This window comes from Pacificibacter marinus, from assembly GCF_018860665.1.
Lineage (GTDB): Bacteria > Pseudomonadota > Alphaproteobacteria > Rhodobacterales > Rhodobacteraceae > Celeribacter > Celeribacter marinus_A.
In genome coordinates this window covers 76,940-101,985 of the sequence record NZ_JAHKPK010000060.1, presented here as the reverse complement: position 1 = coordinate 101,985, position 25,046 = coordinate 76,940, and the positions used below count along the sequence as shown (strand labels likewise).

Sequence of the window (25,046 nt, the reverse complement as noted above, 5' to 3'; positions counted from 1 at the left end):
TCCTCGTGTCCCTCAGATGAGGGCAACAGGACCATCAACGTCAAGGGCGCGTATCGGTATGTTACAGCCCTGTGGCAACTCTTCGCCCATGATCAACAGCTCTGTCGCGCTCAATTCCGACCCCAACCAAGCGGCCATTTCAATCGCAGTCCCCTTTGGTCCGTCAACGGCATCCAGCACCATTTTGGAAGGGGCCCAAACCGACAGTTGATCGTGCTTCATCGCCCAGTCCAGTTCGGTGCGCGAGGCCCGTACCACACAACGCGGGTCACGCGCGGCCAAGGTCCATGCATTCTGCTCGATCGCCAACAGATCGATCCGCCTTTGGGTCAGTTTTGTTGCGGCATGCGGCCAAGCCCCATCGGGCAGACCAACCGCAATGATCACCGGCTGATCGAATACGGCCAGCGCGTCGATCCACATTGGTAATTGCGATGAAGCAAGCGCCTGCGCACCCAAATATACGATCACGGGATGCGGTACAGGCGCATCGATAGGGGTCGCAAGATTATCCGCTTGGTCATCCGAACGCACAATTTCGACGCCCAAAGCGCCGGGACCACGGTCCAGCTTTTCGATGCGCACAAACACCCTAAAGGCACGCGGTTCGGCCAAAATACGCGTTGCAATCCGTTCGGCCAATGTTTCCAACAGGTTTAACCGCTCTGCGGCCAATTCGAATTGGATTGCTTCAGTCAGCGCATCGTAGGACAAAATACGGTCCACATCATCATCAATAGGCCCTGTCACAGGGGCCAATTCCACAACGATATTAAAGCTCACCCGTTGCAAAACACCGCGCTCGGCCTGAAAGGCGCCTATTTCAACCTCGACCACAAAGTCGCGCAACGAAATACGGTCCATCGGCGCGTCGCCAGCCATGGCTGCTGCGCGCGATTCAGGGTGGTCAAAAGCGAGGTGTATATCGGACATCAAGACTGCTCTGGTTGGGCGCAAAGGGCGCGCTATCTTTGGCGCCTTGCTATCGGGTTTGGTCGCTTGCTCCAAGCCCATTATATCCCAAAAATGCAAAACCCCGCCAAGATAGGCGGGGAAAAAACGCAGTCATAGATCAAAAATTAAGCGCGCGGCATTCTGTAGAAATAATGCACGCCAATCGACGCCGTCCGCGGGAAAGCGCGCGCCCAGCGTGGGTTGACCGCTTTCGTATGATAATGCGTGGCCCCATCCGTTAGACGACGCGGCGCACCATCAAGCATCAAACGCGCAATTTTACCAAGACGGGTCCAAGATTTTTTCTCGTTGATCACTTCTGCACGCCCATCACAGGTGTATGTGAACTGACATTGATACTTTTTGCCTGTCCCTTGATTGACCACCTCGCAAACGGAATCCGGAAACTGCGAAGAAGAGGCGCGGTTTAGGATCACTTCTGCCACGGCGAACTGTCCTTTGACACTTTCGCCACGCGCTTCAAAATACAAAGCCTGCGTCAAACATTCCCAATTCTCACCGCCGCTTGCCGCCGGTTGCTCTGCCAAAAACGCGCCTGTGTATTCAACCTGCACCGGTGCCATTGGTTTGGCCGTGGGTTTAAAATTCGCCAAGACCTGCGCGACGGTGTCGGTTTCGATGGCCATAACGGAATCGCGTTCATGGCTCAAAAGCTGAGACACCTGAGCGCCAAGAAAGGCGTTTGGATCGTTGGAAGTGCTCAAAGTGACGTCTGCCTGTGCCCCAAAGGGCAAAGCAGCCGCCCCAATAAGAGCATTTAGGGCAAGGGTTCTGAGCGTCATTTTCAAAGTCATCATCTTTCCATAGGCGCTCACAAAAGCAGCAAGAGCGCGGTATTTCGGACGCTGACATAGGCTAAATATAAACAAAGGTCCACCCAAGCGCCCCTGCGCAAGCGCAGAACGGCCTAAATGTCGCGATTTTCACTGCAAAAATTTTGCGCGAAAGCGCATCATTTCGGTATAAAATCAACTACTTGCGTGATAAATTCGTCGCCTTTGCCTCTGCTGCGACCAATTGTGCCGCGGCCAAGCGAGCCACAGGGACGCGGAAGGGGGAACAGGACACATAATCGAATCCCGCAGCCCGACAAAAGGCGATAGATTCGGGGTTGCCCCCATGTTCGCCACAAACCGATAAGACGATCTTGGGTGAGGCCTTACGCCCACGCGCCGCCCCAATCGTCAACAGCTCGCCGACTCCATCGACATCAAGCGTGTGAAACGGGTCTTCGGGGAACACGCCTTGCTGAACATAAGCGTTCATAAATCGTCCCGCGTCATCGCGCGACAAACCGTAAGCCATCTGTGTCAGATCGTTTGTCCCAAATGACAGAAAAGCCGCGTGCTGGGCAATCTCATGGGCGCGCAATGCCGCGCGCGGCGTTTCAACCATCACCCCAAGGCGATAGGTGAACTCTGCGCCCTTTTCGTTGCGCACAGCGGCCGCGACACCGTCAACCAAAGTCTTGACCAACTCAACTTCGCGCATCGCCGACACCAGAGGGATCATCACCTCAGGTACGACAGGGGCACCCAGTTTAGAGGCCTCGATCGTTGCCTCGAAAATCGCGCGCGCTTGCATCTCATAGATCTCGGGGAACGTGATCCCCAACCGCACGCCGCGCATCCCCAGCATCGGGTTGAACTCGGACAGCCACTCGATCCGGCGCGTCACGTCAGAGAGGGGCAAATCCAATGCCTCGGCCAATTCCTTGGCCCCTGCCCTGTCCGATGGTAAAAATTCATGCAATGGCGGATCAAGCAAACGTATACACACAGGCTGCCCCTGCATGATGCGAAACAGCTCGATAAAATCAGAGCGCTGCATCGGCAACAGCCGCGAGATCGCTTCTTGGCGATCCTCATGGGTGGCGGCGAAAATCATCTCGCGCATCACCGTCAAACGGTCACCTTCGAAAAACATGTGCTCTGTGCGGCACAGCCCGATGCCCTGCGCCTTGAAATCGCGTGCCATAGCTGCGTCTGCGGGCGTGTCGGCATTGGCGCGCACATCGATGTCACGAATGGCGTCGGCCCATTCCATCAATTGCAAATACCAATAGTCTTTCGAGGGCGGCAACATTTTGGTCTCGCCGATCAAAGCCTCGCCAGCCGAACCGTCGAGCGTGATCATATCGCCCTCGTTCAAGGTCTGCCCGTTTGCGCCCGTAATCGTTTTTTTGCGCGAATTGATCGTCATCGACGCGCCAACAACGCAAGGCACGCCCATGCCCCGCGCGATCACCGCCGCATGGGACGTGACGCCGCCCCGTTCGGTCAACACGCCAACAGACGAATGCATGCCGCGAATGTCTTCGGGCGCCGTTTCGCGCCGCACCAAGATACACGCCTCGCCACGCGCCTCCGAGACTTGCGCAGCCGCTGATGAAAACACCAAACGCCCCACAGCGCCGCCTGGGCTGGCCGCGATCCCTTTGGCAAAAGCCACCCTTGGCGCAGTGGGATCAACTTGTGGGTGCAAAAGTTCCGTCAGTGAGCGCGGTGGAATACGCAGCAAAGCGTCAGATTTGGGAATGATGCCATCTTCGGCCAATTGCACAGCCGAGCGCAGCGCAGCGCGGGAGGACCGCTGCACGCGTACCGCGTCCAAAATAACCAACTTGTTGTTTTCAATAATAAACTCAACCAGCATTTCTTCGCGCAATTTGACACGGCACAGTTGCGTCATCGTGGTGAGCTGCTCGAACAACGCTGGGCAATCCACCTCAAGCGATGGGCCGCGCGCGTCGTGCGTCAGATACATCACGTCGGTTTTATCCGTCAGCGCGCTGCGGCCAATCGCTTGGCGCTTGTAGCGACCACGGATCAAAGGCGCGCCGGTTTCTTCGTCAATCAACTGAATAACGCCAGCGCCACTTTCATCGGCTCCCACACCAAATGACATGGCCTGCACGATCAGCCCCAAACCTGCATCCGCAGGTGCGCCCTTGGCTTGGCGCAACAAACGCGCGGTGGTGCCCGACCATGCGCGCGCCATAGAGCGCAGCACTTTGATCAGCTGTGTTTCGACATCTTGCGGAAACGGTTCATCGGTTTCATTTTCATATGCGTCCAGCGCGGATTTCAACGCCAGCCTTACAGGCGTCGCACTGTCATTTTCGAACTCTTCAGGGTCCAAACGTTCAATATGAATGGCGTAGGCTTGCACAAATCGCAAATATAACGCGTCTGCCGTGTCTGGTCCGAGGGTCTGGGTCAATTCGGCGTGACGTTGATCATTCATGCCCACATTCAACATCGCGCCGGGACCGCCCCAATCGGGGTCTTCGCTTGACGGGCGTACAGTCAGCAGTGGCGCATCGCCAAAAGTTTTGAGCAACGCAGAAATATCAAGGGGATGCCCATCGGCCAGTTTGCGCACAGCATCGAAAGACAAGGCCACCGTTTCAGGCACTGGCAAATCTAGGCGCACCAAGCGTTGCAAACATTTCGCCCGCCCGCCGTGGGTGTTTACGGCGATCGGTGCCACCCGGCGAATACGGGTATACTCAAGACTGTCATTATTTTGCTGCACTGCGGCGCTCCCTTTGAGGATACAGATTAAGCGCCTAAAGCGGCGGGGCGCAATCAAAACGTGACGCCCCGCGCTGATTTTACACGTTTAACCGTCGAGTTTGGTCAAATCGGCCACCGACAAACAAATGTCGCGAATGCGTCCCAACAGATTCAAACGGTTACGGCGCACCACTGAATTGTCAGAATTGACCTGAACCGCGTCAAAAAAGGCATCTACAGCCCCGCGCATCGCCGCCATGGCCGACATTGCGCCCTCAAAGTCCTCGGACGCCATTGCAGGTTTGATCGCGGCTTCGGCTGTGTCTAGGGCTGCGAACAGTGCTTTTTCCGCGTCTTCTTCGGCGAATTTGATGTCGGGCCCGTAGGAATATTCCACGCCATCTTTATCTTCTGCCTGCGTCAAAATGTTATTGGCGCGTTTGAACCCTTGGATCAGGTTTGCACCGTCTTCTGTGGCCAGCGTCTGCGACAAAGCGCGGGCACGTTTGACCAGCAAAGTGATGTCATCCGCCCCGTCCATTGCAAGACAGGCGTCAATCACATCGTGACGAATGCCTTCGTCTTTGAGGAAGACTTTCAGGCGGTCGTGGAAGAAGGAGAGGAGGTCAGCAATCAACTCATTGATACCTACAACCTGATACACTTCGGCTTCCAATGCTCCAACGCCTGGTTGGCGGGATGAATTCGAGAAGTAAAGATCGCCAGACTCAAAAGCAAATTCTACAGCTTGCGAGCCAATGAAAGTGTAATCATCCGTGCTGTAGAAGTCAGTGAACACAAACTGACTCTCATCGTTAGGGTTGATCATTTTGGAAAATGCAGACAATTTTTTACCCTTTTGGGCAGCAAGCGCATTGAAGAAAGTTCTAAATAGATCGGCGAGAGAACACTTTGCCTCATTGGTCAAAATCAACCGCAAGACACCCAAAGCAGCGCGACGCAGCGCGAACGGGTCTTTCGACCCAGTTGGCTTCTCATCAATCGCCCAGAAGCCTGTCAGCGTGTCGAGTTTATCGGCCAAGGCCACAGCAACGGATACAGGGTCTGTTGGCACGTCATCTGATGGGCCGAGCGGCGAATAGTGATCGCGGCAGGCGTCAGCGACTGCATCAGAAAGACCCGCTTTTTCAGCGTAGTAACGCCCCATGATCCCTTGCAATTCGGGAAATTCATAGACCATTTCAGACGACAAATCCGCCTTGGCGACTTTCGCAGCCAATTCAGCCTCATCAGCATCCGCCCCCACAATAGGCGCGATTTCACGCGCGAGCGCTGCAATGCGCGCGATGCGTTCCGCCTGAGAACCAAGTTTATTGTGGAAAGTCACGTTTGAAAGCGGACCAGACATGGCCTCCAGCCCCTCGCGTTCCACAGTGCGGATGTCATTGTCCCAGAAAAACTTCGCATCGGCCAAGCGGGCGGACAGAACCTTTTCGTTGCCCGCCAGAATGGTAGCACCCTGATCAGCGGTTTCACGGTTCGCAACGGTGACGAATTTCTCAATACGACCTGTTTTCGGATTGCGCACGGAAAAGAACTTTTGGTGCTCTTTCATCGAGGTCTGCAACACCTCTGGTGGCAGGTCCAAGAAATCCGCGCCGATGTTGCCCATCAGCACAACAGGCCATTCGACCAGCCCCGCGACCTCGGCCAAAAGGCCAGCATCTTCAACGACATCCAAACCCTGCGCAAAGGCTTGGTTGGTGGCGTCATGCCAGATGTGATCGGCGCGCTCGGTGGCGTCCAGCATCACAAAAGCGGATTTGAGTTTGCTGGAGTAATCATCAAAAGACACCACATCAAAAGCATCCGGCGCCATAAAGCGGTGCCCACGGGTCGAGCGGCCAGAGGCGATGCCATCGATATCAAATTCCACAACGTCTGAGCCATCCTCGGCGGACAGGATACAGATGATAGAGTGCAAAGGACGCACCCATTTCAGCGAACCTGAGCCCCAGCGCATGGATTTTGGCCAAGGGAAGTTGCGGATCGCCTTTTCCAACACTTCGGCAATGATAGGGGCTGCGGCGCGGCCTTGCTTGGTGATTTTGGCGACATAGAATGTGCCTTTTTTCTCTTCCACCGTGCCAAGGTCTTCTTTGGCGACACCAGCGCCGCGCAAGAAACCAGCAAGCGCTTTTTCGGGCGCGTCAATCCGTGGGCCTTTGCGCTCTTCGACCGTGGTGGGGCTTTCAGCCAATAGACCCTCAACCGACAAAGCCAAGCGGCGCGGCGTGGCGAAAGCGCCAGCAGAGGCATAGGTCAGCCCCGCTTCGACAAGTCCGTTGGTGACCAGTTTTTTCAAATCCTCAGCGGCGCGTTTTTGCATCCGCGCGGGGATTTCCTCAGAGAACAGTTCAATCATAAGATCGGGCATAATGTTGATCCTTTAGGCTTACTGACCAGCGTTTGCGGCTGGGGCTGGCGGACAGCCTTCGGGTGCGGGTTCACCGTCAAAGACGGTCGCGCCACACGTATTGATTTGATGCCACGCAAACGCGCGACCATCGGCATAGACGGCCAAAACGCGGTCGATGCCGTAAACGATGTTTTCGGTGCCCATAAAGGCCATAGCTGCACCACTTTCCAGATCGGCCTCAAGCGTTTTGGCGTCGAAACAGCCAAACCAGCTGGGCGCGGTCAAAGGTGTGGGTGCCTCATGGGGCACAAATGTTTCCGTCATCATCGCCTGCGATAAGGGCGTTTTGAAGCAAGAGCGGTATTTGATCGGCGAGGTGTCGGCATCGATGCCTTCGAAATCTTCGGCCAAAATGTCCTCGGGCGCACCATCGAATGTGGTCGCAGAAACCATAGCGGCGGGCGAGCTGACTTCGATTGGGTCGTAGTAAGCGTAGACTTGGCTGTAGTATAAAAACCCGCCAAATATCGCGGCTGTTCCTAATATCCCCCCTGACACGATGGAGCCCTTCATTCGGCGGCCTCGGGCAGATAGCCCCCAGCTTTGGTTTGAACAAAGGCATCAGCACAGGCTTTGGCCAGCGTGCGCACGCGGCCGATATAGGCTTGGCGTTCGGTGACCGAAATCACGCCACGCGCATCCAAAAGGTTAAAGATATGCGAAGCCTTGATGCATTGGTCATAAGCGGGGTGCGCCATGATGATCCGCTTGCCGGTTTTGGGATCATCGGCAGGCACGGACAACAAAGCGTGACATTCGGCCTCGGCCTCTTCAAAATTCTTGAGAAGCTTGTCGGTATTGGCCGCGTCAAAGTTGTGGCGGGCGTATTCTTCTTCGGTCTGTTTGAACACATCGCCATACGTCAGCGGTGTGGGCGAAGACGGATCATTGAATGGCATATCCATCACGTGATCCACGCTGAGGATATACATCGCCAAACGCTCAAGCCCGTAAGTCAATTCGCCAGAAACTGGCGTACAATCATGGCCGCCAACCTGTTGGAAATAGGTGAATTGCGACACTTCCATACCGTCGCACCAAACTTCCCAGCCAAGCCCCCAAGCGCCAAGTGTTGGCGATTCCCAATCGTCCTCGACAAAACGGATGTCGTGCAATTCGGCATCGATACCGATGGCTTTGAGCGAACCAAGGTAGAGCTCTTGCAGGTCTTTGGGGCTGGGTTTGATCACCACTTGGTATTGGTAATAGTGCTGCAACCGGTTCGGGTTTTCGCCGTAACGACCATCTGTCGGACGCCGCGAAGGCTGCACATAAGCGGCAGCCCAAGGGTTTGTGCCAAGCGAGCGTAGGGTCGTCGCAGGGTGGAATGTCCCCGCCCCGACTTCCATGTCATAGGGCTGCAAAACAGCGCAGCCTTTTGTGGCCCAGTAAGCCTGAAGTCTAAGGATGATCTCCTGAAAGGAGCGCGGTTTATCAACTGTCTGCGACATGGGGTTCCCTTGCCAATCTTATGTCAGGCCAGCGCCAAAGGGACGCGCGCCGATGATCTGGAATGCGGGTTTTAAATAGGCAAGCCACGCGGGGGCGTCAATCGAAAGCCACGTCTGCACCGCTTCTTTGCCGCGCTTTGCGACGATAGTTTCGCGAAGATAGGCCATCCGCCCTGTCATTTGTGCGCATCACACGGAAAACCATCAAAAACGCGACTGAACATATTGACCTTATGTGCGGTCTGCTTTCTTGTCCTACCCGAAGAAAAAGAGCGGAATGCTCACACAGGACGCAGGGTTTTATATGACACGTTATTTTGTTGCTCTCCAATTGGGGCTTGTTGCCTCGCTTTATTCTGGCACGGCCCTTGCCGACGCTTGGGTCCAAATCGAGGCACAGCCCTCTTTGACCACGGCCACACGATCCGCTCAAACCTATTCTAGTTCATTGCCAAATGTCGCAGGGTTTAAACTTGCAGGACGCTGGCATGCCATTGCACTTGGACCTTATGCTGACGATGGGGATGCGGAAGCGGCCCGTCGTTCTTTGCGTGCCCAAGGCCTCATCCCAAGCGACAGTTTCATTGTGGATGGCTCAGACTTTCGTCAACCCTTTTGGCCGGTTGGCGGCGCGGCAGTTTTAACGCCTGCCGCCCCTGTCGAGGCCCCAGTCGCCGCGGCACCAGCGCAAGCCCCAACCTCCCTCGAAGCTGTGACCATCGCCCCCGCGCGCGAAGAAACATTGGCCGAAGCCCGTCGCTCCGAAAGCACATTGGATCGCGCAGGCCGCGAAGAATTGCAAGTCGCATTGAAATTCGCAGGCTTTTACAAATCCACCATCGACGGATCATTCGGACGCGGCACGCGCGGATCGATGTCCGCATGGCAAGAGTCCAAAGGCTATCAATCCACTGGCGTTTTGACCACAGCGCAGCGTGCAGAGGTTGTCGGCACCTATCGCGCCTTTGTGCAAAGCCTCGGGCTTACACCTGTAAACGATGAGGTTGCGGGCCTTATGATCGATTTGCCGTTGGGTTTGGTCGAATTCGATGCCTACGCGCCGCCGTTTGCCAAGTACAAATCAAAAGACGACAGCGGTGTCGAAGTGCTGTTGATTTCGCAATCCGGTGACGAGGCCACACTTGCTGGCCTGTATGAGATCATGCAGACGCTGGATATCGTACCCTTAGACGGCCCACGGTCACGCAAGGCCACAAGCTTTACCCTGACTGGTACGGACAACACCCTAAGTTCGACCACAGAAGCCCGCCTGCAATCGGGCCACGTCAAAGGCTTTACGCTGATTTGGCCCAATGGAGACGACCAGCGCCGCGATATGGCACTGGATGCGATGCGCAATTGGTCTGCCACAGACGCGGTGTTGCCCGATGCCTATGGCGATGGTTCCGTACAAGACATCAATCTGTTGGCGGGCTTAGATATTCGTCGCCCTGACATGGTTGGCTCTGGGTTTTACGTTGATGGCAAAGGGCATGTTCTGACATCGTCTTCCGTTGTCGATCAATGCACCAATATCACCTTGGATGACATCTACTCTGCCAAGATTGTGGCAAATGAAAATGGTATGGCCCTGCTGGCGCCTGATGATACGCTTGCCCCGCCCACCCATGCTGGGTTCGACATGCGCTTGCCGCGCTTGCAGTCCGAAATTTCTGTTTCAGGATATGCTTACGGCGGACGTTTGGGGGCGGCCTCTTTGAACTATGGCACCATGCAAGAACATGTGGGACTGGCGGGCGAAACCGATGTGTTGCGCTTGTCTTTGACAGCATTGCCAGGCGAAATCGGTGGACCAGTGTTGGCAACAACCGGAGGTGTGGTCGGGATGCTCGCCCCGACACCAGACACAGGTCGCGCTCTGCCAGATGATGTTGCTTTTGCTTATGATATGGAAAAACTTGCGGTGTTTTTGTCGGGCAATGGCGTGACAATGACCGCCTCTGAAAACACCAACGACATGTCAGATGCGCAGCTGGTGTCGACAGGCCGTGACATCACCGCATTGGTGAGTTGCTGGAACTGATCACATCGCGCCAAACGACCTGAAAAAAATAAGCCCCGCAGACAATCGTCTCGCGGGGCTTTTTCTTAGACCTTTCGAAATTCACCGCAGCGCCACAGGCGCACCTCGGTCACCTCGTGCCTCAACTACGCCAAAACCGAATGGTGAACAGCGCAAACACCGACATAACTTCAAGACGCCCCACCAACATCGCAATCGCCAAGATCCATTTCGCAGGATCATTGAGCGACGCATAATTGCCTGCAGGACCAATAATATCACCCAGCCCAGGACCGATGCAGGCCAAGGCCGTTGCCGCGCCAGATACGGCCGTGACAAAATCAAGCCCTGTCGCCGCGAGGGCCACAGCCGTTATCCCAAGCGACACAATAAACAGGGTAAAGAATGCCATGACAGACGAGAGCACATCCTCGGATATAGGTCGCCCCTGATACCGTGGGGAGAAAATACCATGCGGCGAGTGAATTTTGCGAATCTGCGCCCGCACAGATGCGATCAAAAGCTGATAGCGAAAGATCTTTACAGAACAAGCTGTCGATCCCGCGCAGCCCCCAATCAACCCGATGAAAAAGAACCCCACAGACGGAAATGCGCCCCAAAGTTGATAATCTACCGAAGCATACCCCGTACCCGAAATGATCGAGACCACATTGAACAGACCTTCGCGCACGGAGTGCTCCAAATGATCTCCATTGGCGATCAAACGATAAGCGGTAAACACCCCGACAAAGGTAAAGATCACGCCTAGATACGCGTGAATTTGACTGTCACGCCACAACGGCTTGGCAGTGCCCTGCAACAGCTGCACGTAGCGCACAAATGGCAAGGACGCGAGAATCATAAACACCGCTGCCACATATTCCGCAGGGCCTTGGAACGCCCCGAATGAAGCATCATGGGTCGAAAATCCGCCAGTCGACATGGTGGTCAGCGCATGGTTCAACGCGTCAAACGCGGGCATACCCACGATGATGTAACACAGGTAACACAGCAGCGTCAGAACGACGTAGATACTTGAAATGCGATTGGCGATTTGCGCGGCGCGAGGCAGGACTTTTCCATCCGTATCAAAGGCTTCGGTCCTAAAAATCTGCATCCCGCCCACACGCAGTTCAGGCAAGAACACCATAGCGACAACAATGATACCAACGCCGCCAAACCACTGCAGCATCGACCGCCACAATAATATCCCCGGTGGCAATTCATCCAAACCTGAAAAGACCGTAGCCCCCGTTGTGGTCACGCCAGACATGGCTTCAAAAAATGCATCCGTCAGCGACGCTTCGGTCTCGCCCAGCATAAACGGCAAGCCACCAAACATTGGCAACGCGATCCATATCGCTGTTGTTAATAGGAAAATCTGTTGAATAGACAGGCGGTCCGATACGCCGTTGGAACAGGCCAGCGCAATAGAGCCCCCGCCAACAAAGGTGATCACCCCAGATGCGAAAAACACGGCCCAGTCGCCACTGCCAGCCCACAGGTCAACGCCCATAGGAATGAACATGGTCAAGCCCAAGGCAGCCACAAGCAGGCCAATAACATATCCGACAGGTCTAAGATCGTTCATTCGCAAAGGCTTGGCTTTTGATTGCAGCCAAGTCAAGTCACGAGTGTAAAAGATGGCCATGCGATCTCACACAGCCGTCTTATGACTTTAAACTGTTGCAGCGCTACGCCGCACACAGGCCACCTGGGGCCACTTGGATGATCACATCCACAGTCAGCACCATTTAGGCATTGGGCCACATGAAGGTGCGGACACATCGTAAATTCAAAAGACGTTGGATAGGTTGCAGACCTCAGCCGCAGGTCACTTAGCCGACGTGAAACAGCGTGCTGAACAATTTGGGGTCAAGGCTGGCGGCGGCAAAGGTCTCGCCTTCGGTCAGCACGGATACCGCATCATGCGAATGCAAGCTTTCTTGATGCGAGGCCACGACACGGAAATCGCCGATACGGCCCTCACCTTGCAAGGCTTCGCAAAACAGACGTGCTGCATCTTCGACAAAAATCGGATTGGCGGCGTTCAATTCAGCAAAGGCTTGTTCATCTTCGCGTTTGACCATGACTTGAGTTTCTGTTGCGACAGCAGAGCGGCAAAGATCGATCAAATCCTCAAACCACAAACAAGTCTGATTCGGCAAAACCTCGACAGAAATACGCGCCACAGAACGTTGCGAATGCGGGGTCGCCAATTGTTGACGCGTGGCGCGCGCATGTTCGGAAAGTTCAAGCGAGCACGGGCATGTAGAGCTATACACATAGTCCAAATGCATGATTTTACTCCGCACACCTGCGCGCTCCACCAGCTCCAGTGCGATATCGTAATATTGATATCCCTCAAGGCCAGAGCGCAAAGACGGCACTTTCATCGGGAAAGAAAACCGCATTTGAATACGCGCATCAAAACTATCAAGATCAGAGATATAATCATCCAGCGCGGCCTCAATGACATCAAACGAAAACGTCCGTTCCGCGTGCTTGTAATAAGACCGCATGATCCGCGACATGTTGATGCCTTTTTTCTCGGCCTCAAGCGATACCGTGCCTGTCACCGATGTCTCTAACGTCAGATCGCCGCCCCCGCGGGTGAGAAACCGGATCGGCAGACGAAAATTAGAAATACCCACATGTTGGATATGTTGTTTGGCGCCTTTAATCAGGCTCTCGGGGCCGTTTTGCAAATCCGGCAAGGTGTCACGATAGGCTTCATCAACAGAAAAATCTTCTGGATAAGCACGGCGCAACGCAGGGTAATTGGCCAAATCTTGCGCCTCAGGTAACAGACGCGCGATCGCGGGATCAAGCTCGGCCACTTCTGTCGGCGTCGAGGCCCGCGCCCAATCGCGCAATGCTTCAAGTGCCGCCTCAGCGGCCGCGCGTTTGGCGTCTTTGTCCATATGGCTTTCACGAATATTCATGAGCTTTTCCCCTCAGAGACCCATTTGATATAAGCCTTTTGCGCCAATATACAAAGGGTACGCGCGCACGATGCATTTAGATCATTTTTGACGCGCAGCCCACACCGCGCGCCAAATCAAACTAGACTTGATCCAAAGCGGCCAACAGATCCGCAATCAAATCATCTGCATCTTCTAGCCCCGCAGACACGCGCACCAATCCGGGCGAGATGCCCAAAGTGGCTTTTTGCTCGTCCGGCAAACGCGCATGGGTGGTGGTTGCGGGATGCGTTGTAATGGATTTGGCATCGGCAAAGTTATTGGAAATTGTGAAAATCTCCAGCGCGTTCAAAAACTTGAAACAGGCGTCTTTGCCGCCCTTGACGTCAATTGCCAGCACAGTTCCCGCACTTTCGCCTTGCGATTTTGCCAGCTCATATTGCGGATGCGCAGGATGCGTGGGAAAGCGTACGGCATTCAATTTTGGATGACCATCAAGGGCTTCGGCAATCGCCATTGCGGTACTTGATTGTTGGCGCACACGCAGGTCGAGCGTTTCCAAAGATTTAAGCTGCACCCAAGCATGAAACGGACTCATCGCGCCGCCAGAGTGTTTGAGGTAGGCCTCAATCGGGCCACGGATCAGATCACGTGAGGCGGCAATGATACCGCCCAAAACACGCCCCTGCCCGTCAACATGTTTCGTGGTGGACACAACAGCGACATCGGCACCACAGCTTTGCGCATAGGAAAAAATCGGCGTCGCCATAGCATCATCGACCACAACCAAAGCGCCTTTGGCATGGGCCAGATCACAGACATGTTTCAGGTCGATCACTTCCAAAGTCGGGTTGGAAATGCTTTCCAAGAACACCACTTTTGTATCATCGCGAATGGCTGCGTCCCACGCGGCGGTGTCTGTGCCATCGACCAATGTGATCCCAACGCCGAAACGCGCCAAAACGTCTTCGAGAATATACAAGCAAGACCCGAATAAAGCCCGCGAGGACACAACGTGATCGCCAGCTTTGAGCAAAGCCATCAACGCACCGTTCACAGCCGCCATGCCAGAGGCGCAAGCAAAGGCATCCTCAAAGCCCAAAATAGACGCCATGCGATCTTCGAACATCCGCGTGGTTGGGTTGCCGTAGCGCGCATAAATGAATTCGTCTGATCCAACTTCGATGAAACGCTGTTCAGCAGCTTCAGCCGTGTCATAGACAAAACCTTGGGTCAAAAACATCGCCTCGGACACTTCGCCATACTGCGACCGACGGGTGCCATCGTGCACCAGTTTCGTGCGCATTTTCCAATCTGATTTCGCCATTTTAGGCTCCTTCGCATTCAAAAAAACCCCCGTAGTGACCCACTGAGGTACCAGCGTGATCAAGAGCGGGGGTCGCATAAGCGTCTCGTCCTGACCTCTTTAGCGGTGTGTTTAAAGGTGCGTTTTGACAACTGCACCAACGTGGCCCGCAATCCGGTGAACAAATCGCCACGTGCTTGTGGTTTTGGTACCGAGGGCCAGCGGTCCTGTCAATATATGACACGGAAACTTTGGGGTTTGGCGGCTATGCATCCTGTGTAAATGCGTAAAATTTTCAACGCGTAACGCCGATGTAATGAAACCTTCACGGATTTGATGCATCCTCGATCCACTCTCAAATAGACAGACGACACGCCCCAGCGGTTTTGCCTCTGGACACCTTTTCCAGAGCTTGCCGCTTGGATGGCCACTCAAGGAGCGCGCTTATGCCTTTGCTGAGCCTCAATTTGGTCGACGGAATCCCCGAATTGGATGGGGGCGGATGTGCGCATAGCGCGTTGCAAGCGGCGCTAAAGGCCCTACCAAAAGGCGCCCCCATTGTGATCTGCATCCACGGGTACAAATTTTCGCCGCTGCATAAAACACTCTCACCGCACCAACATATCCTGTCGCTCAATCCGTCGAAATCTTGTTGGAAAGCGATGAGCTGGCCACGGCATTTGGGATTTGGGCGCGGACTGGAAAACGAGGGGCTTTGTATCGCTTTGGGGTGGGCCGCGACGGGCAGTATTTGGCAGGCATATTCAACCGCGCGTCTGGCTGGGAATGCAACGGCCAAATTGATCGACATGATGGATCGCCCCGTCCATTTGGTTGGGCATTCGCTTGGCGCACGCGTGGCGTTGCGCGCTTTGGCTTGTGCAAAGGCAGGGATGATCCGGCGTGCCATTCTGCTCGCTGCCGCCGATTTTCGCAGCAATGCCATGCAGGCTTTGGCCAGCCCTGCGGGAAAAACGGCGGATGTCATCAACATCACCTCGCGTGAAAATGACCTCTATGATGCCTTGCTGGAACGGCTTGTCGGTGGCACAGAAAAGTTTGATACAGCTTTGGGCATGGGGCTTGATGGCGCTGCGCACAATTGGGTTGATGTGCAGATTGATGACAGGATAACCCTGAAAAAACTGCACGGGTTTGGATTTAAAATTGCCGCCCCCAATCGCCGCATTTGTCATTGGTCGGCCTATGTGCGTCCCGGCGTTTTTGCATTTTACACCGCTTTGATCCGCACGCCGGATTTGCTGCCCGCAGGATTATTGCGATCACAACTGCCCCAAGAATGCACACCACGTTGGTCACGACTTATGGCCTGGCCAAACACGCAAATCTCCTTGCCATTCCTAAAAAAGGCGACATTCTAACTCCAAAAGGAGTCAGTATGTCCAATCCCATCGATCTTTATTTTTGGCCTACGCCGAATGGCTGGAAAGTGTCCATCATGCTTGAAGAGCTGGGCCTGCCCTACAACACCCATTACATCAATATCGGCGCGGGAGATCAGTTTGCGCCGGAGTTTTTGAAAATTGCCCCCAACAATCGGATGCCCGCGATCGTCGACCCTGATGGGCCTGATGGCGACCCCATTTCGATCTTTGAAAGTGGCGCGATCTTGCAATATCTCGCGCGTAAAACGGGCCAGTTCTGCGGCCCGACACAACGCGACCGCATCGCCGTTGATCAATGGTTGATGTGGCAAATGGGCGGCCTAGGCCCGATGGCGGGACAGGCACATCATTTTTTGAAATACGCCCCTGCGATGGATCCCCCCAACGATCTGCCTTATGCCAAAGATCGCTACCGTAATGAAACGGCACGGCTTTACGGTGTGTTAGACCGCCAATTGGCCAAATCAGAATATGTCGCTGGGGATTTCTACTCCATCGCGGATATGTCGATTTGGGGTTGGGCCAGCTTGTGGGAAGGCCAGCAGCAAACGTTGGATGACAAACCGCATATGGCCCGTTGGCTCGACACGGTGGGCGCGCGTCCCGGTGTTATTCGAGGTCGCGCTTTGGGCGCTGAAAAACGCAAAAATGCGGCCGAGGATAAAGAAGCCCTGAAAAACATGTTCGGCAAAAGGCCCTAGTTCCTACAAAGTCCCTACTCAGAACAGACCTCAACAAAAAACGCACAGAAACGAATTTCTGTGCGTTTGTCTTTTGATGGATCGTCAAATGCGGTGTTTAAGACGCGTCTTTGTCATCGGGAACAATGTCGTCCGGCGCAATCGTGTGGCGCGCCAAAAGGCCTGATTGGGTCATGAAAAATCCGAACATCACGATGGGCAGACCAAAGGTTTTGAACTTGACCCAAGTTTCCGTCGACAGATTGCGCCAGACCAATTCATTCGCCACAGCCAGCGCCAGAAATAACAATGCGATCCGCAAGGTCAGCTTCATCCAGCCCGCGTGATCCATGGGCATCATTTCCCCCATCACCACACGTAAATAGCTTTGCCCACGCAGCAAACCAAACCCAAGGATGCCCGCGAAGAGCGCGTAGATCATCGTTGGTTTCATTTTGAAAAAACGTTCGTCATTGAGGAAAATCGTCAAGCCGCCAAAGACAGTCACAAGCACCAGCGTCATGATTTGCATCGCTGACAGTTTCCCCGTCAAACGCCACAACACAAATGTAGACAGCATCAAAAGCGGCACAAACAGCGCGGTCATGGCGATAAAACCTGTATAGGTCTCGCCCGCCACCACGAATTCACGGTCTTTGAGAACAATAAATCCAACGAAAAAGGCCAGCACAGGCCCCATTTCAAGGGCTGTCTTGACCCAAGGTTTCACATTTTTTTCCGTCATGCTGCGTCCTTCACGTTATCCGCCCATTTCCACTATCACAGCGCCCAGAGCGATCAAAGCCATGAGCGCCAAACGCCGTGGTCCAACTTTTTCTTTCAACACCAACCAGCCGATCAAGGCCGCAAAGACGGTGGAGGTTTCCCGCAAGACTGCCGCTTCGCCGACATTGTCTAAACGTGTCGCCAACATAATGAAACCAAAGGAAAAATAAGCGATGATACCGCCCAAAAGCCCACGTTTCATCAAGGGCAAAAGATCAGGTCGATCTGTCATGCGACGATAGCGGACAGCCGCAACGACGGGCATCACAAATCCGTCAAGAAAGAAAAACCACGCCAGAAACGTAAACGGATCCGCCGTCGCGCGAATGCCGTAGGCGTCATATGTTGTGTAGAGCGCCACAAACCCGCCCGTCAAAATGGCCAGCATCAAAGCGGGCACCATCGTGTCACGCCCAACGGAGATCGTGCGTAGATTATACACGGCCAACCCGAAGATGCCTGTGATCAACACCCCTACCCCGATCCACTGCTGGGTTGAAAAGTGTTCACCAAATACAAAGCCAGCACCAATCACGGTGAACAAAGGCCCTGTGCCACGCACCACCGGATAGACGACCGTATAGGCTCCCTTTGAATAGGTGTAGCCTTGGGCGATTTTATAGCCGGTGTGAATGACAAACATGCCCGCAAAAATCAGCCACATATGCGGCTCTGGCCATGGCACGACAAAAAGCGCGAAAGGCGCTGCAATCAGGCCATAACAAAAATCCATCGCCCCACGTGACAACCACGGATCGTGACGGCCTTTCTGCAAGGCGCCAAAAAATGCATGCAAAATGGCGGCAGAAATCGCTAAGATCAGCGCCAGTTGGTGCCCAAACTCGGTGCCCTCTAATGACGTGATCCAATGGCCCATCAGTGACGCGCGTTACGCGGCAAGGCGTCTGGGACGCTGCGGCAAGCCTTCAAAATCAGCGGCAGGATTGGCGATCAACCGTCCGTCCGCCCCCTCGATAAAGGGTATGCTATCATCCAGATAACTGTCTGTGATCAACTGTTCTTCGAGCGCTGTGATGATGAAATTCGTGCGATAATCGGGCAAAAGTCCGACACCGAACACCCGCAGTTGAATGTCTTCGCGTTCGGGGTCCAACACCAACATCGCCGTGCCGACAACACGGGTGCCATCCAAAACAACCATTTCGGAAAAAAGCTGGCGATCATCAGGCCAGTCTTCTTCGGTTTGTGATGGGCACAGCGCATGGTCGTAAAACAGATCTTGCATGGCTTCGCGGCGTTCCACGACGTCGCCTTCGGACACCCAATTGTCGGGGCCAATGGCTTTGCGAATCTCGAGCATCATTCCTCCAAGCCCATCAAGGCTGCGGCAAAATCTTCGGGATCAAAGGGAACAAGATCATCGATCTGTTCGCCCATACCAATCGCATGGATCGGCAGACCAAATTTATCGGCCAAGCTGACCAAAACACCGCCTTTGGCTGTGCCGTCCAGCTTGGTCATCACCAAACCAGTAACATCCGCAAGCTTTTGAAACACCTCAACTTGGTTGAGCGCATTTTGGCCGGTGGTGGCATCAAGCACCAACAGGGTGTTATGTGGCGCGCTTGGGTCTTTTTTCTGAATAACGCGGACGATTTTTGATAATTCTTCCATCAAATCCGCGCGGTTTTGCAACCGACCGGCGGTGTCAATCATCAACAGATCTGCGCCGATGTTCTGCGCTTCTGTCATAGCATCAAAGGCAAGCGAGGCAGGGTCAGACCCTTCGGGCGCGGTCAAAACAGGCACGCCAGCGCGTTCCCCCCAGACTTGCAACTGTTCAACGGCTGCGGCGCGAAACGTATCACCCGCCGCGATCACAACCGATTTTCCAGCCGCACGAAACTGCGAGGCCAGCTTGCCGATGGTCGTGGTTTTACCCGACCCGTTGACACCAACAACCAAAACCACTTGTGGGGTCTTTTGGTAGATCGGCAAAGGTTTGGCGACAGGCTCCATGATCCGCGCAATTTCGCGCGCCATCAGGTCTTTGATTTCTTGAGCAGACAGTTTTTTACCGAACCGCCCTTCGGCCATGGCTGCCGTGACACGCATCGAAGTGTCCACACCCATATCTGTGGTGATCAGCAGCTCTTCAAGCTCTTCGAGCATCTCATCGTCAAGCACGCGACGCGCGGCCGTAGGGTTCACTTTGCGCCCTAACATCCGCCCCAAAAGGCCAGGTTTGCTAGGCTGTGCAGCATCATCGACAACGGGCGCGATTGTGATCGGGGTCACGGTTTCTAGCGGCGCTGGCTCAGGTGTCTGATCCGCAACCGGTTCAGCCGCGTCACTTTGCGGCTCTGCAAGGTCTGGCGTTGCCTCATCAGAGGTATCAACGACAGGCAAAACTGCCTCATCCTGCGGTGAGACAGGTGCGGTTTCTTGCGTTGCGTCTTTGACAATCGCCTCTAATCCCTCGTCCAACTTGGACGATGTTTTCAAAAGACGATTTTTGAGCTTTCCAAACAGAGACATGGACACCCACCTTTCCAGATTTTGCAGACTTAATGCCGAATCCCTTTGGATGGAAGAGCAAGCCAACGGTGATGCGTCGAAATACCAAGTGATTTCATAACTTTTGGCGTGTAAAAGACCGATAACATCAAGGATATACGATGCAACACTCAGACCCTAAGACCAGCGGGCATATGGTAAGGTTCTTTGCCGCCGCGACATGCCTTCCCGTTCTCTTGTTGGCGCTCGGCGCAACATTTGGGGGCATTTGGACCATTACGTCACTGATTTATATGACAATATTGTCATATGGACTTGATATGCTGGTGCGTTTTATACGCTCGCCGTCAAACCCTGAAACCGAATTTCCAGCCGCAAATACTTTATCTGCGACCTTGGCTGTCGCGCATTTTTTACTCTTGCCCTTGGTGATTTATGCTTTGTCACATGACGCCCTAGGCAATTGGGAAAAATTTTCTGTATTTCTCGCAACGGGTTTGTTTTTTGGGCAGGTGTCCAATTCCAACGCTCACGAGCTGGTACATCGCACAGGGCCGCTTTACCGTCGTCTTGGGACTTGGGTTTATATTTCGATCCTGTTCGGACATCACGCTTCGGCACATCCGAAAGTACATCACCGGTTTGTGGCGACAGATATGGACCCAAATTCTGCCCCCAAAGGCATGAGTTTTTACCGGTTTTTACCCCGCGCTTGGATCGGCTCATTTAAGGCAGGTTTTTTGGCCGAAAGCACTATGCGGTCGCAAGCAAACAAAGGAGGCATTCACCCCTATGTGTTATACCTTGGCGGTGCGTTGTTCTGCGTAATCTTGGCCGTATTGATCGGCGGATTTTCAGGACTTATCATATACATGGCTCTGTCTCTTTATGCCTCAAGCCAGTTGATGTTGTCTGATTATGTGCAACATTACGGGCTGCGTCGCAACGCCTTGCCAAGTGGCGGGTTCGAACCTGTTGGGCCAGCGCATTCGTGGAACAGCCCGCATTGGTTCAGTTCTTTTTTGATGCTGAATGCACCGCGTCATTCCGATCATCATGCACATCCTATGACCCCCTATGTGGCGCTTGAGGTTACCCCTGATATGCCCATGTGGCCACGCCCTTTGCCTGCTATGGCCACGCTCGCCTTGATCCCAAGTGCTTGGCGCCGCGTGATGGACCGCCGTGTGGACCGGATCATGGCGCAACGCGAGATTGATACGACACGAATAAGTTAACCAATTGCCAACAAAGTGACTGGCCTGACGATGTTTCTAATGGCAAAGTTAGCACATGATTAAACATATCCTTCTTCCGCTCGCTGTAACCCTGTTCGCAGCCACAGCCGCCACAGCCGCCGAACCCTTGTCGGGCGCTGAATTTGATGCCTATGCCACTGGCAAAACTCTGACATATGCAGAAAACGGCGAACCTTATGGGGCCGAACAATATCTGCCGAACAACCGCGTTCGCTGGGCTTTCGACCAAGACACCTGCATGGAAGGTGTCTGGTATGAAAAAGAAGACAACATCTGTTTTGTCTACCAAGATGGTGCAGCGCCGCAGTGTTGGAGTTTCTATCTTGAAGACGACAAACTCACAGCCGTGTTCAACGGCGACAGCGGAACCGAACTTTATGAGGCTTGGGCCACAGACGGTCCATTGGCCTGCATGGCGCCGGGTTTGGGTGTTTAAGCCCAGATCACTATTTTAAGACACTGTTTTTAAAACAAAGATCCCTGATCTGGGGCTGGGGGCTTTTGCTTTTTGGGCCTCGGCTTAGGCTTGTCTGTCGGCTCTATAGATGCAGTCACGGCAGAGGTCGAGACCGCGCCAGTCAGCTGCGCACGTCCATCGGAAAACTGAACCTCGTGCATTTTAGCCGCATCGGTCACAGAGGTCACCAAGCCACCAGACACATCTCGGATCACAGCATATCCACGTTTGAGCGTTTCCTCATATCCCATAGCTTGGCGCATGGCCTCAAGGCGCTCAAGTCTTTGACGGCGTTGCTGTTCTTGTGCGCGCGCGGCGAGAACAAGACGTGCAGAGACTTGATCAAAACGGTCACGTTTGCGTTGGGTAAGTTCGGCCAAACGCGCGGGATCAAGGCTGCGTGCCGAGGCATTCAACCGCTCACGACCACGGTCCACTTTGGTTTTCAAAACTCCCAATCGTAGCCCCGCCGAGGTCGAGGTCAAACGATTGCGCTGTTTGCTGACGCTCAAGACCAAGGCCCGTCCCAACCGTGCATCGGCTTGATCAACCCGTTGACGCGGCACATCCAACAGGCGTTCTTTGGCGGGCATCACGCGGGCCAAATCCGACAGGCGCTGCTTGCGACGTTGCAAACTTTGATTAAGCCCTCGCGCCATGCGGCCCTTTTGCTCTTGGATCAAAACCCACAATTCGCGGCGCACCGGCACGGCCATTTCGGCTGCCGCTGTCGGCGTTGGCGCGCGCATGTCTGAGGCGAAATCGATCAAAGTGGTGTCCGTCTCATGTCCCACCGCAGAAATCAGCGGGATCTGCGAGGCCGCAGCAGCACGCACGACGATTTCCTCATTAAAGCCCCAAAGATCTTCGACAGAGCCACCGCCCCGCGCCACGATCAGTAAATCGGGGCGCGGAATCGCACCACCCACAGGCATAGCATTAAATTGTTCAATCGCATTGGCCACTTCGCGCGCGCTATTTTGCCCTTGCACGGCCACAGGCCAGATCAATACATGGCGCGGAAATCGGTCGCGCAAGCGGTGTAAAATATCGCGGATCACCGCTCCAGACGGAGAGGTCACAACCCCCACCACTTCGGGCAAATAAGGGATAGGTTGCTTGCGCCCCGCATCAAACAGCCCTTCTGCGGCCAATGCTTTTTTGCGCTTTTCCAGCATCGCCATCAAAGCGCCAGCCCCTGCGGGCTCAACACTGTCGACGATCAACTGATAACGCGATCCGCCGGAAAATGTCGTCATGCGACCTGTGGCGATGACCTCCATCCCCTCTTCGGGGCGCACCTCCATTTTGGCGACTTGGCCTTTCCAAGACACAGCGTTGATCACAGCTTTGTCGTCTTTAAGGTCAAAATACATATGCCCAGAGCGCGGCATCGACACACGGCCCACTTCGGCTCGGACCCGCACGAATCCAAATTCGCCCTCAATGATCTTTTTCACAGCGCCCGAAAGCTCAGACACCGTGAATTCAGGAGCATTTGAGGTGCCTTTTGGGGCTTCGTCTTCGAAAAGATCAGACATAGGGGGCGCACGCCTTATTTGGTCAACGAGTTAGACTTGTGTCAGCTTGGGTCAGACTTTAGAACGCCAACAACAAAAGGTGAAGCATAGGAATTGGCGCGATGAACATTCTCATTCTCGGATCTGGTGGACGTGAACATGCGCTCGCATGGGCGGTGCTGCAAAACCCCAAATGTGACAAGCTGATCGTGGCCCCTGGCAACGCAGGCATAGCAGCAATAGCCGAATGCGCGCATTTTGACATTAACGATGGCGATGCGGTGCTTAGCTTTGTCGAAGAAAACGCCATCGAGTTTGTGATCATCGGACCAGAAGCGCCTTTGGCCGCGGGTGTGGCTGACGTTTTGCGTGCCGCCAATATTTTGACATTTGGCCCCTCACAAGCGGCAGCACGGCTAGAGGCCTCTAAAAGTTTCACCAAAGAAATATGTGATGCGTCAGGCGCGCCAACTGCAGGCTACGCACATTTTACTGATGCCGAGGCCGCCAAAACCTATATCCGTGCTCAAGGCGCGCCGATTGTGGTGAAAGCCGATGGTCTGGCCGCTGGCAAAGGCGTGATTGTGGCGATGGAACTGCAAGAGGCATTGGACGCAGTTGATGACATGTTCGGCGGTGAATTTGGCGCGGCTGGCGCGGAAGTCGTTGTTGAGGAATTCATGGACGGTGAGGAAGCGTCTTGGTTTATCCTATGTGACGGGACCAACGTTTTGCCTGTGGGTACTGCGCAGGATCACAAGCGCGTCGGCGATGGTGACACAGGGCCAAACACGGGCGGTATGGGGGCGTATTCCCCCGCCCCAGTGATGACCGACAGCGTGATCCAAAAAGCGATGGACGAGATCGTTAAACCCACTGTGGCCGAAATGGCCAAACGCGGCATGCCCTATCAAGGCGTGCTGTATGCGGGCTTTATGATCAAAGACGGCCAACCGCGCCTTGTGGAATACAACTGTCGTTTTGGCGATCCTGAATGTCAGGTGTTGATGATGCGTTTGGGCGCACAGGCGCTTGATCTGTTGATCGCCACAGCAGAAGGCACGCTTAATTCAGCCCAAGCCAACTGGGCCGATGATCACGCGCTGACCGTTGTGATGGCCGCTGATGGCTATCCCGCAGCCTACAAAAAAGGCACTGAGATCAAAGGTCTGAGCGCCTTGCCTGCCGACAGCAACCGCATGGTGTTTCATGCGGGCACTGCGTCCAAAGACGGTGCTATCGTGGCCACAGGCGGACGCGTATTGAACGTGACAGCACGCGGCGCATCGCTGCAAGAAGCACGGGACGCGGCTTACGCGATGATCGGTGGCATCGATTGGCCCGACGGGTTCAATCGCTCAGACATTGGCTGGCGCGCGCTTTAATCGCCCCCCGCGAGTTATTGGAGGTGCCGCCCGTAGTGGAGCGGCGTTTTCTTTGGTGAAGATATTGCCTGCAATTGTCGCGGGTTTCTTAATCTCTTGGTCGTGTTTACGATTTCTTAAGGTTAATCCTCGATAAAGGGACAAAGAACCAAAGGGTAAAACCCGAAATACATGAATGACACAGGCGGCAAAGCCGCTAGTGGGTTCTTGGAAACACAAAAGGAGCGCTCGAACGGCGCGCCTTTTGGTTATTCTGAATGTGTTTAAATGCCTAGCGTCTTGCCTCCCTCGCAAGTCTGCTCGGGCATTCGCGACTTTAAAAGGTCTCACAGACCTTTCAATCTCACCTGCGATGAGACCGTAAATCAGGCACCCTGCCCTCGCAAGTCTGCTCGGGCCTTCGCGACTTCAAAAGATCTCACAGACCTTTTAATCTCA

The 25,046-nt window shown here is 54.3% G+C and carries 21 protein-coding genes; 6 read left to right on the top strand and 15 right to left on the bottom strand.

Going from position 1 to position 25,046, the window contains the following annotated elements; all coding sequences use genetic code 11:
• Positions 1 to 12: 12 nt before the first annotated feature.
• The 7 genes from KO497_RS16440 to KO497_RS16410 all read right to left on the bottom strand — a co-directional run bounded on the left by KO497_RS16440 (position 13) and on the right by KO497_RS16410 (position 8,552).
• Entirely contained in the window at positions 13 to 936 is a 924-nt protein-coding gene (locus KO497_RS16440; protein WP_215945042.1) for a dihydroneopterin aldolase, read from the bottom strand.
• A gap of 143 nt (positions 937 to 1,079) precedes the next feature.
• The gene (locus tag KO497_RS16435; RefSeq protein WP_252729745.1) at positions 1,080 to 1,757 is read right to left on the bottom strand and encodes a cell wall hydrolase; all 678 of its coding nucleotides are present in this window, start codon (positions 1,755 to 1,757) and stop codon (positions 1,080 to 1,082) included.
• A gap of 190 nt (positions 1,758 to 1,947) precedes the next feature.
• On the bottom strand, positions 1,948 to 4,512 hold the full coding sequence (locus KO497_RS16430) for a putative PEP-binding protein (RefSeq protein ID WP_215945040.1): 2,565 nt from the start codon (positions 4,510 to 4,512) through the stop codon (positions 1,948 to 1,950).
• Positions 4,513 to 4,599: 87 nt separating this feature from the next.
• The gene (gene glyS, locus KO497_RS16425; RefSeq protein ID WP_215945039.1) at positions 4,600 to 6,891 is read right to left on the bottom strand and encodes a glycine--tRNA ligase subunit beta; all 2,292 of its coding nucleotides are present in this window, start codon (positions 6,889 to 6,891) and stop codon (positions 4,600 to 4,602) included.
• An 18-nt stretch (positions 6,892 to 6,909) separates the two neighbouring features.
• The gene (locus KO497_RS16420) at positions 6,910 to 7,446 is read right to left on the bottom strand and encodes a DUF6446 family protein (RefSeq protein WP_215945038.1); all 537 of its coding nucleotides are present in this window, start codon (positions 7,444 to 7,446) and stop codon (positions 6,910 to 6,912) included.
• Positions 7,443 to 8,384: a glycine--tRNA ligase subunit alpha gene (locus tag KO497_RS16415; protein ID WP_215945037.1), complete on the bottom strand. Its 942-nt coding sequence runs from the start codon at positions 8,382 to 8,384 to the stop codon at positions 7,443 to 7,445. Before KO497_RS16415 ends, KO497_RS16420 begins: the two co-directional genes overlap by 4 nt.
• A gap of 18 nt (positions 8,385 to 8,402) precedes the next feature.
• The gene (locus tag KO497_RS16410; RefSeq protein ID WP_215945036.1) at positions 8,403 to 8,552 is read right to left on the bottom strand and encodes a hypothetical protein; all 150 of its coding nucleotides are present in this window, start codon (positions 8,550 to 8,552) and stop codon (positions 8,403 to 8,405) included.
• 136 nt (positions 8,553 to 8,688) lie between these two features.
• Between KO497_RS16410 and KO497_RS16405 the strand changes: the two genes are divergently transcribed.
• Positions 8,689 to 10,428: a serine protease gene (locus tag KO497_RS16405; protein ID WP_215945035.1), complete on the top strand. Its 1,740-nt coding sequence runs from the start codon at positions 8,689 to 8,691 to the stop codon at positions 10,426 to 10,428.
• A 121-nt stretch (positions 10,429 to 10,549) separates the two neighbouring features.
• On the opposite strand, the gene KO497_RS16400 is transcribed toward KO497_RS16405, so the two are convergent.
• The 3 genes from KO497_RS16400 to KO497_RS16390 form a co-directional block, all read right to left on the bottom strand.
• Positions 10,550 to 11,998: a TrkH family potassium uptake protein gene (locus KO497_RS16400; RefSeq protein ID WP_215945148.1), complete on the bottom strand. Its 1,449-nt coding sequence runs from the start codon at positions 11,996 to 11,998 to the stop codon at positions 10,550 to 10,552.
• 247 nt (positions 11,999 to 12,245) lie between these two features.
• Positions 12,246 to 13,352, bottom strand: a complete 1,107-nt coding sequence (gene folE2, locus KO497_RS16395; protein ID WP_215945034.1) for a GTP cyclohydrolase FolE2 — start codon at positions 13,350 to 13,352, stop codon at positions 12,246 to 12,248.
• A 121-nt stretch (positions 13,353 to 13,473) separates the two neighbouring features.
• The gene (locus KO497_RS16390) at positions 13,474 to 14,658 is read right to left on the bottom strand and encodes an aminotransferase class I/II-fold pyridoxal phosphate-dependent enzyme (RefSeq protein ID WP_215945033.1); all 1,185 of its coding nucleotides are present in this window, start codon (positions 14,656 to 14,658) and stop codon (positions 13,474 to 13,476) included.
• A gap of 425 nt (positions 14,659 to 15,083) precedes the next feature.
• Between KO497_RS16390 and KO497_RS16385 the strand changes: the two genes are divergently transcribed.
• Entirely contained in the window at positions 15,084 to 16,019 is a 936-nt protein-coding gene (locus tag KO497_RS16385) for an alpha/beta fold hydrolase (protein WP_215945032.1), read from the top strand.
• A gap of 17 nt (positions 16,020 to 16,036) precedes the next feature.
• On the top strand, positions 16,037 to 16,744 hold the full coding sequence (locus KO497_RS16380; RefSeq protein WP_215945031.1) for a glutathione S-transferase N-terminal domain-containing protein: 708 nt from the start codon (positions 16,037 to 16,039) through the stop codon (positions 16,742 to 16,744).
• A gap of 97 nt (positions 16,745 to 16,841) precedes the next feature.
• On the opposite strand, the gene KO497_RS16375 is transcribed toward KO497_RS16380, so the two are convergent.
• From KO497_RS16375 to ftsY, 4 genes are read right to left on the bottom strand one after another with little or no spacing between them, the layout of a single operon-like run.
• Entirely contained in the window at positions 16,842 to 17,468 is a 627-nt protein-coding gene (locus KO497_RS16375) for an inner membrane-spanning protein YciB (protein WP_215945030.1), read from the bottom strand.
• Positions 17,469 to 17,483: 15 nt separating this feature from the next.
• Positions 17,484 to 18,386, bottom strand: coding sequence for a DMT family transporter (locus tag KO497_RS16370; RefSeq protein ID WP_215945029.1), 903 nt, complete (start codon positions 18,384 to 18,386; stop codon positions 17,484 to 17,486).
• Positions 18,387 to 18,398: 12 nt separating this feature from the next.
• Positions 18,399 to 18,833 (bottom strand): hypothetical protein, encoded by a 435-nt coding sequence (locus KO497_RS16365; protein ID WP_215945028.1) that lies wholly within the window; start codon positions 18,831 to 18,833, stop codon positions 18,399 to 18,401.
• Positions 18,830 to 20,008: a signal recognition particle-docking protein FtsY gene (ftsY, locus tag KO497_RS16360; protein WP_215945027.1), complete on the bottom strand. Its 1,179-nt coding sequence runs from the start codon at positions 20,006 to 20,008 to the stop codon at positions 18,830 to 18,832. The genes KO497_RS16365 and ftsY overlap by 4 nt, the downstream gene beginning before the upstream one ends.
• A gap of 140 nt (positions 20,009 to 20,148) precedes the next feature.
• Between ftsY and KO497_RS16355 the strand changes: the two genes are divergently transcribed.
• Positions 20,149 to 21,225, top strand: coding sequence for an alkane 1-monooxygenase (locus KO497_RS16355; RefSeq protein WP_252729743.1), 1,077 nt, complete (start codon positions 20,149 to 20,151; stop codon positions 21,223 to 21,225).
• 55 nt (positions 21,226 to 21,280) lie between these two features.
• Positions 21,281 to 21,682 (top strand): hypothetical protein, encoded by a 402-nt coding sequence (locus KO497_RS16350; RefSeq protein WP_215945026.1) that lies wholly within the window; start codon positions 21,281 to 21,283, stop codon positions 21,680 to 21,682.
• 29 nt (positions 21,683 to 21,711) lie between these two features.
• Here KO497_RS16350 and xseA read toward each other — a convergent pair whose 3' ends face one another.
• Entirely contained in the window at positions 21,712 to 23,244 is a 1,533-nt protein-coding gene (gene xseA, locus KO497_RS16345; protein WP_215945025.1) for an exodeoxyribonuclease VII large subunit, read from the bottom strand.
• A gap of 101 nt (positions 23,245 to 23,345) precedes the next feature.
• Here xseA and purD point away from each other — a divergent pair, with 101 nt between their 5' ends.
• Positions 23,346 to 24,608 (top strand): phosphoribosylamine--glycine ligase, encoded by a 1,263-nt coding sequence (gene purD / locus KO497_RS16340; protein ID WP_215945024.1) that lies wholly within the window; start codon positions 23,346 to 23,348, stop codon positions 24,606 to 24,608.
• Positions 24,609 to 25,046: the final 438 nt, after the last annotated feature.

Excerpts from the sequence above, each read along its gene's own strand:
- KO497_RS16435 (WP_252729745.1), bottom strand. The coding sequence starts at position 1,757 with ATGACGCTCAGAACCCTTGCCCTAAATGCTCTTATTGGGGCGGCTGCT.
- glyS (WP_215945039.1), bottom strand. The coding sequence starts at position 6,891 with ATGCCCGATCTTATGATTGAACTGTTCTCTGAGGAAATCCCCGCGCGG.
- KO497_RS16420 (WP_215945038.1), bottom strand. The coding sequence starts at position 7,446 with ATGAAGGGCTCCATCGTGTCAGGGGGGATATTAGGAACAGCCGCGATA.
- KO497_RS16415 (WP_215945037.1), bottom strand. The coding sequence starts at position 8,384 with ATGTCGCAGACAGTTGATAAACCGCGCTCCTTTCAGGAGATCATCCTT.
- KO497_RS16410 (WP_215945036.1), bottom strand. The coding sequence starts at position 8,552 with ATGGCCTATCTTCGCGAAACTATCGTCGCAAAGCGCGGCAAAGAAGCG.
- KO497_RS16405 (WP_215945035.1), top strand. The coding sequence starts at position 8,689 with ATGACACGTTATTTTGTTGCTCTCCAATTGGGGCTTGTTGCCTCGCTT.
- KO497_RS16400 (WP_215945148.1), bottom strand. The coding sequence starts at position 11,998 with ATGAACGATCTTAGACCTGTCGGATATGTTATTGGCCTGCTTGTGGCT.
- folE2 (WP_215945034.1), bottom strand. The coding sequence starts at position 13,352 with ATGAATATTCGTGAAAGCCATATGGACAAAGACGCCAAACGCGCGGCC.
- KO497_RS16390 (WP_215945033.1), bottom strand. The coding sequence starts at position 14,658 with ATGGCGAAATCAGATTGGAAAATGCGCACGAAACTGGTGCACGATGGC.
- KO497_RS16385 (WP_215945032.1), top strand. The coding sequence starts at position 15,084 with ATGCCTTTGCTGAGCCTCAATTTGGTCGACGGAATCCCCGAATTGGAT.
- KO497_RS16380 (WP_215945031.1), top strand. The coding sequence starts at position 16,037 with ATGTCCAATCCCATCGATCTTTATTTTTGGCCTACGCCGAATGGCTGG.
- KO497_RS16375 (WP_215945030.1), bottom strand. The coding sequence starts at position 17,468 with ATGACGGAAAAAAATGTGAAACCTTGGGTCAAGACAGCCCTTGAAATG.
- KO497_RS16370 (WP_215945029.1), bottom strand. The coding sequence starts at position 18,386 with ATGGGCCATTGGATCACGTCATTAGAGGGCACCGAGTTTGGGCACCAA.
- KO497_RS16365 (WP_215945028.1), bottom strand. The coding sequence starts at position 18,833 with ATGATGCTCGAGATTCGCAAAGCCATTGGCCCCGACAATTGGGTGTCC.
- ftsY (WP_215945027.1), bottom strand. The coding sequence starts at position 20,008 with ATGTCTCTGTTTGGAAAGCTCAAAAATCGTCTTTTGAAAACATCGTCC.
- KO497_RS16355 (WP_252729743.1), top strand. The coding sequence starts at position 20,149 with ATGCAACACTCAGACCCTAAGACCAGCGGGCATATGGTAAGGTTCTTT.
- KO497_RS16350 (WP_215945026.1), top strand. The coding sequence starts at position 21,281 with ATGATTAAACATATCCTTCTTCCGCTCGCTGTAACCCTGTTCGCAGCC.
- xseA (WP_215945025.1), bottom strand. The coding sequence starts at position 23,244 with ATGTCTGATCTTTTCGAAGACGAAGCCCCAAAAGGCACCTCAAATGCT.
- purD (WP_215945024.1), top strand. The coding sequence starts at position 23,346 with ATGAACATTCTCATTCTCGGATCTGGTGGACGTGAACATGCGCTCGCA.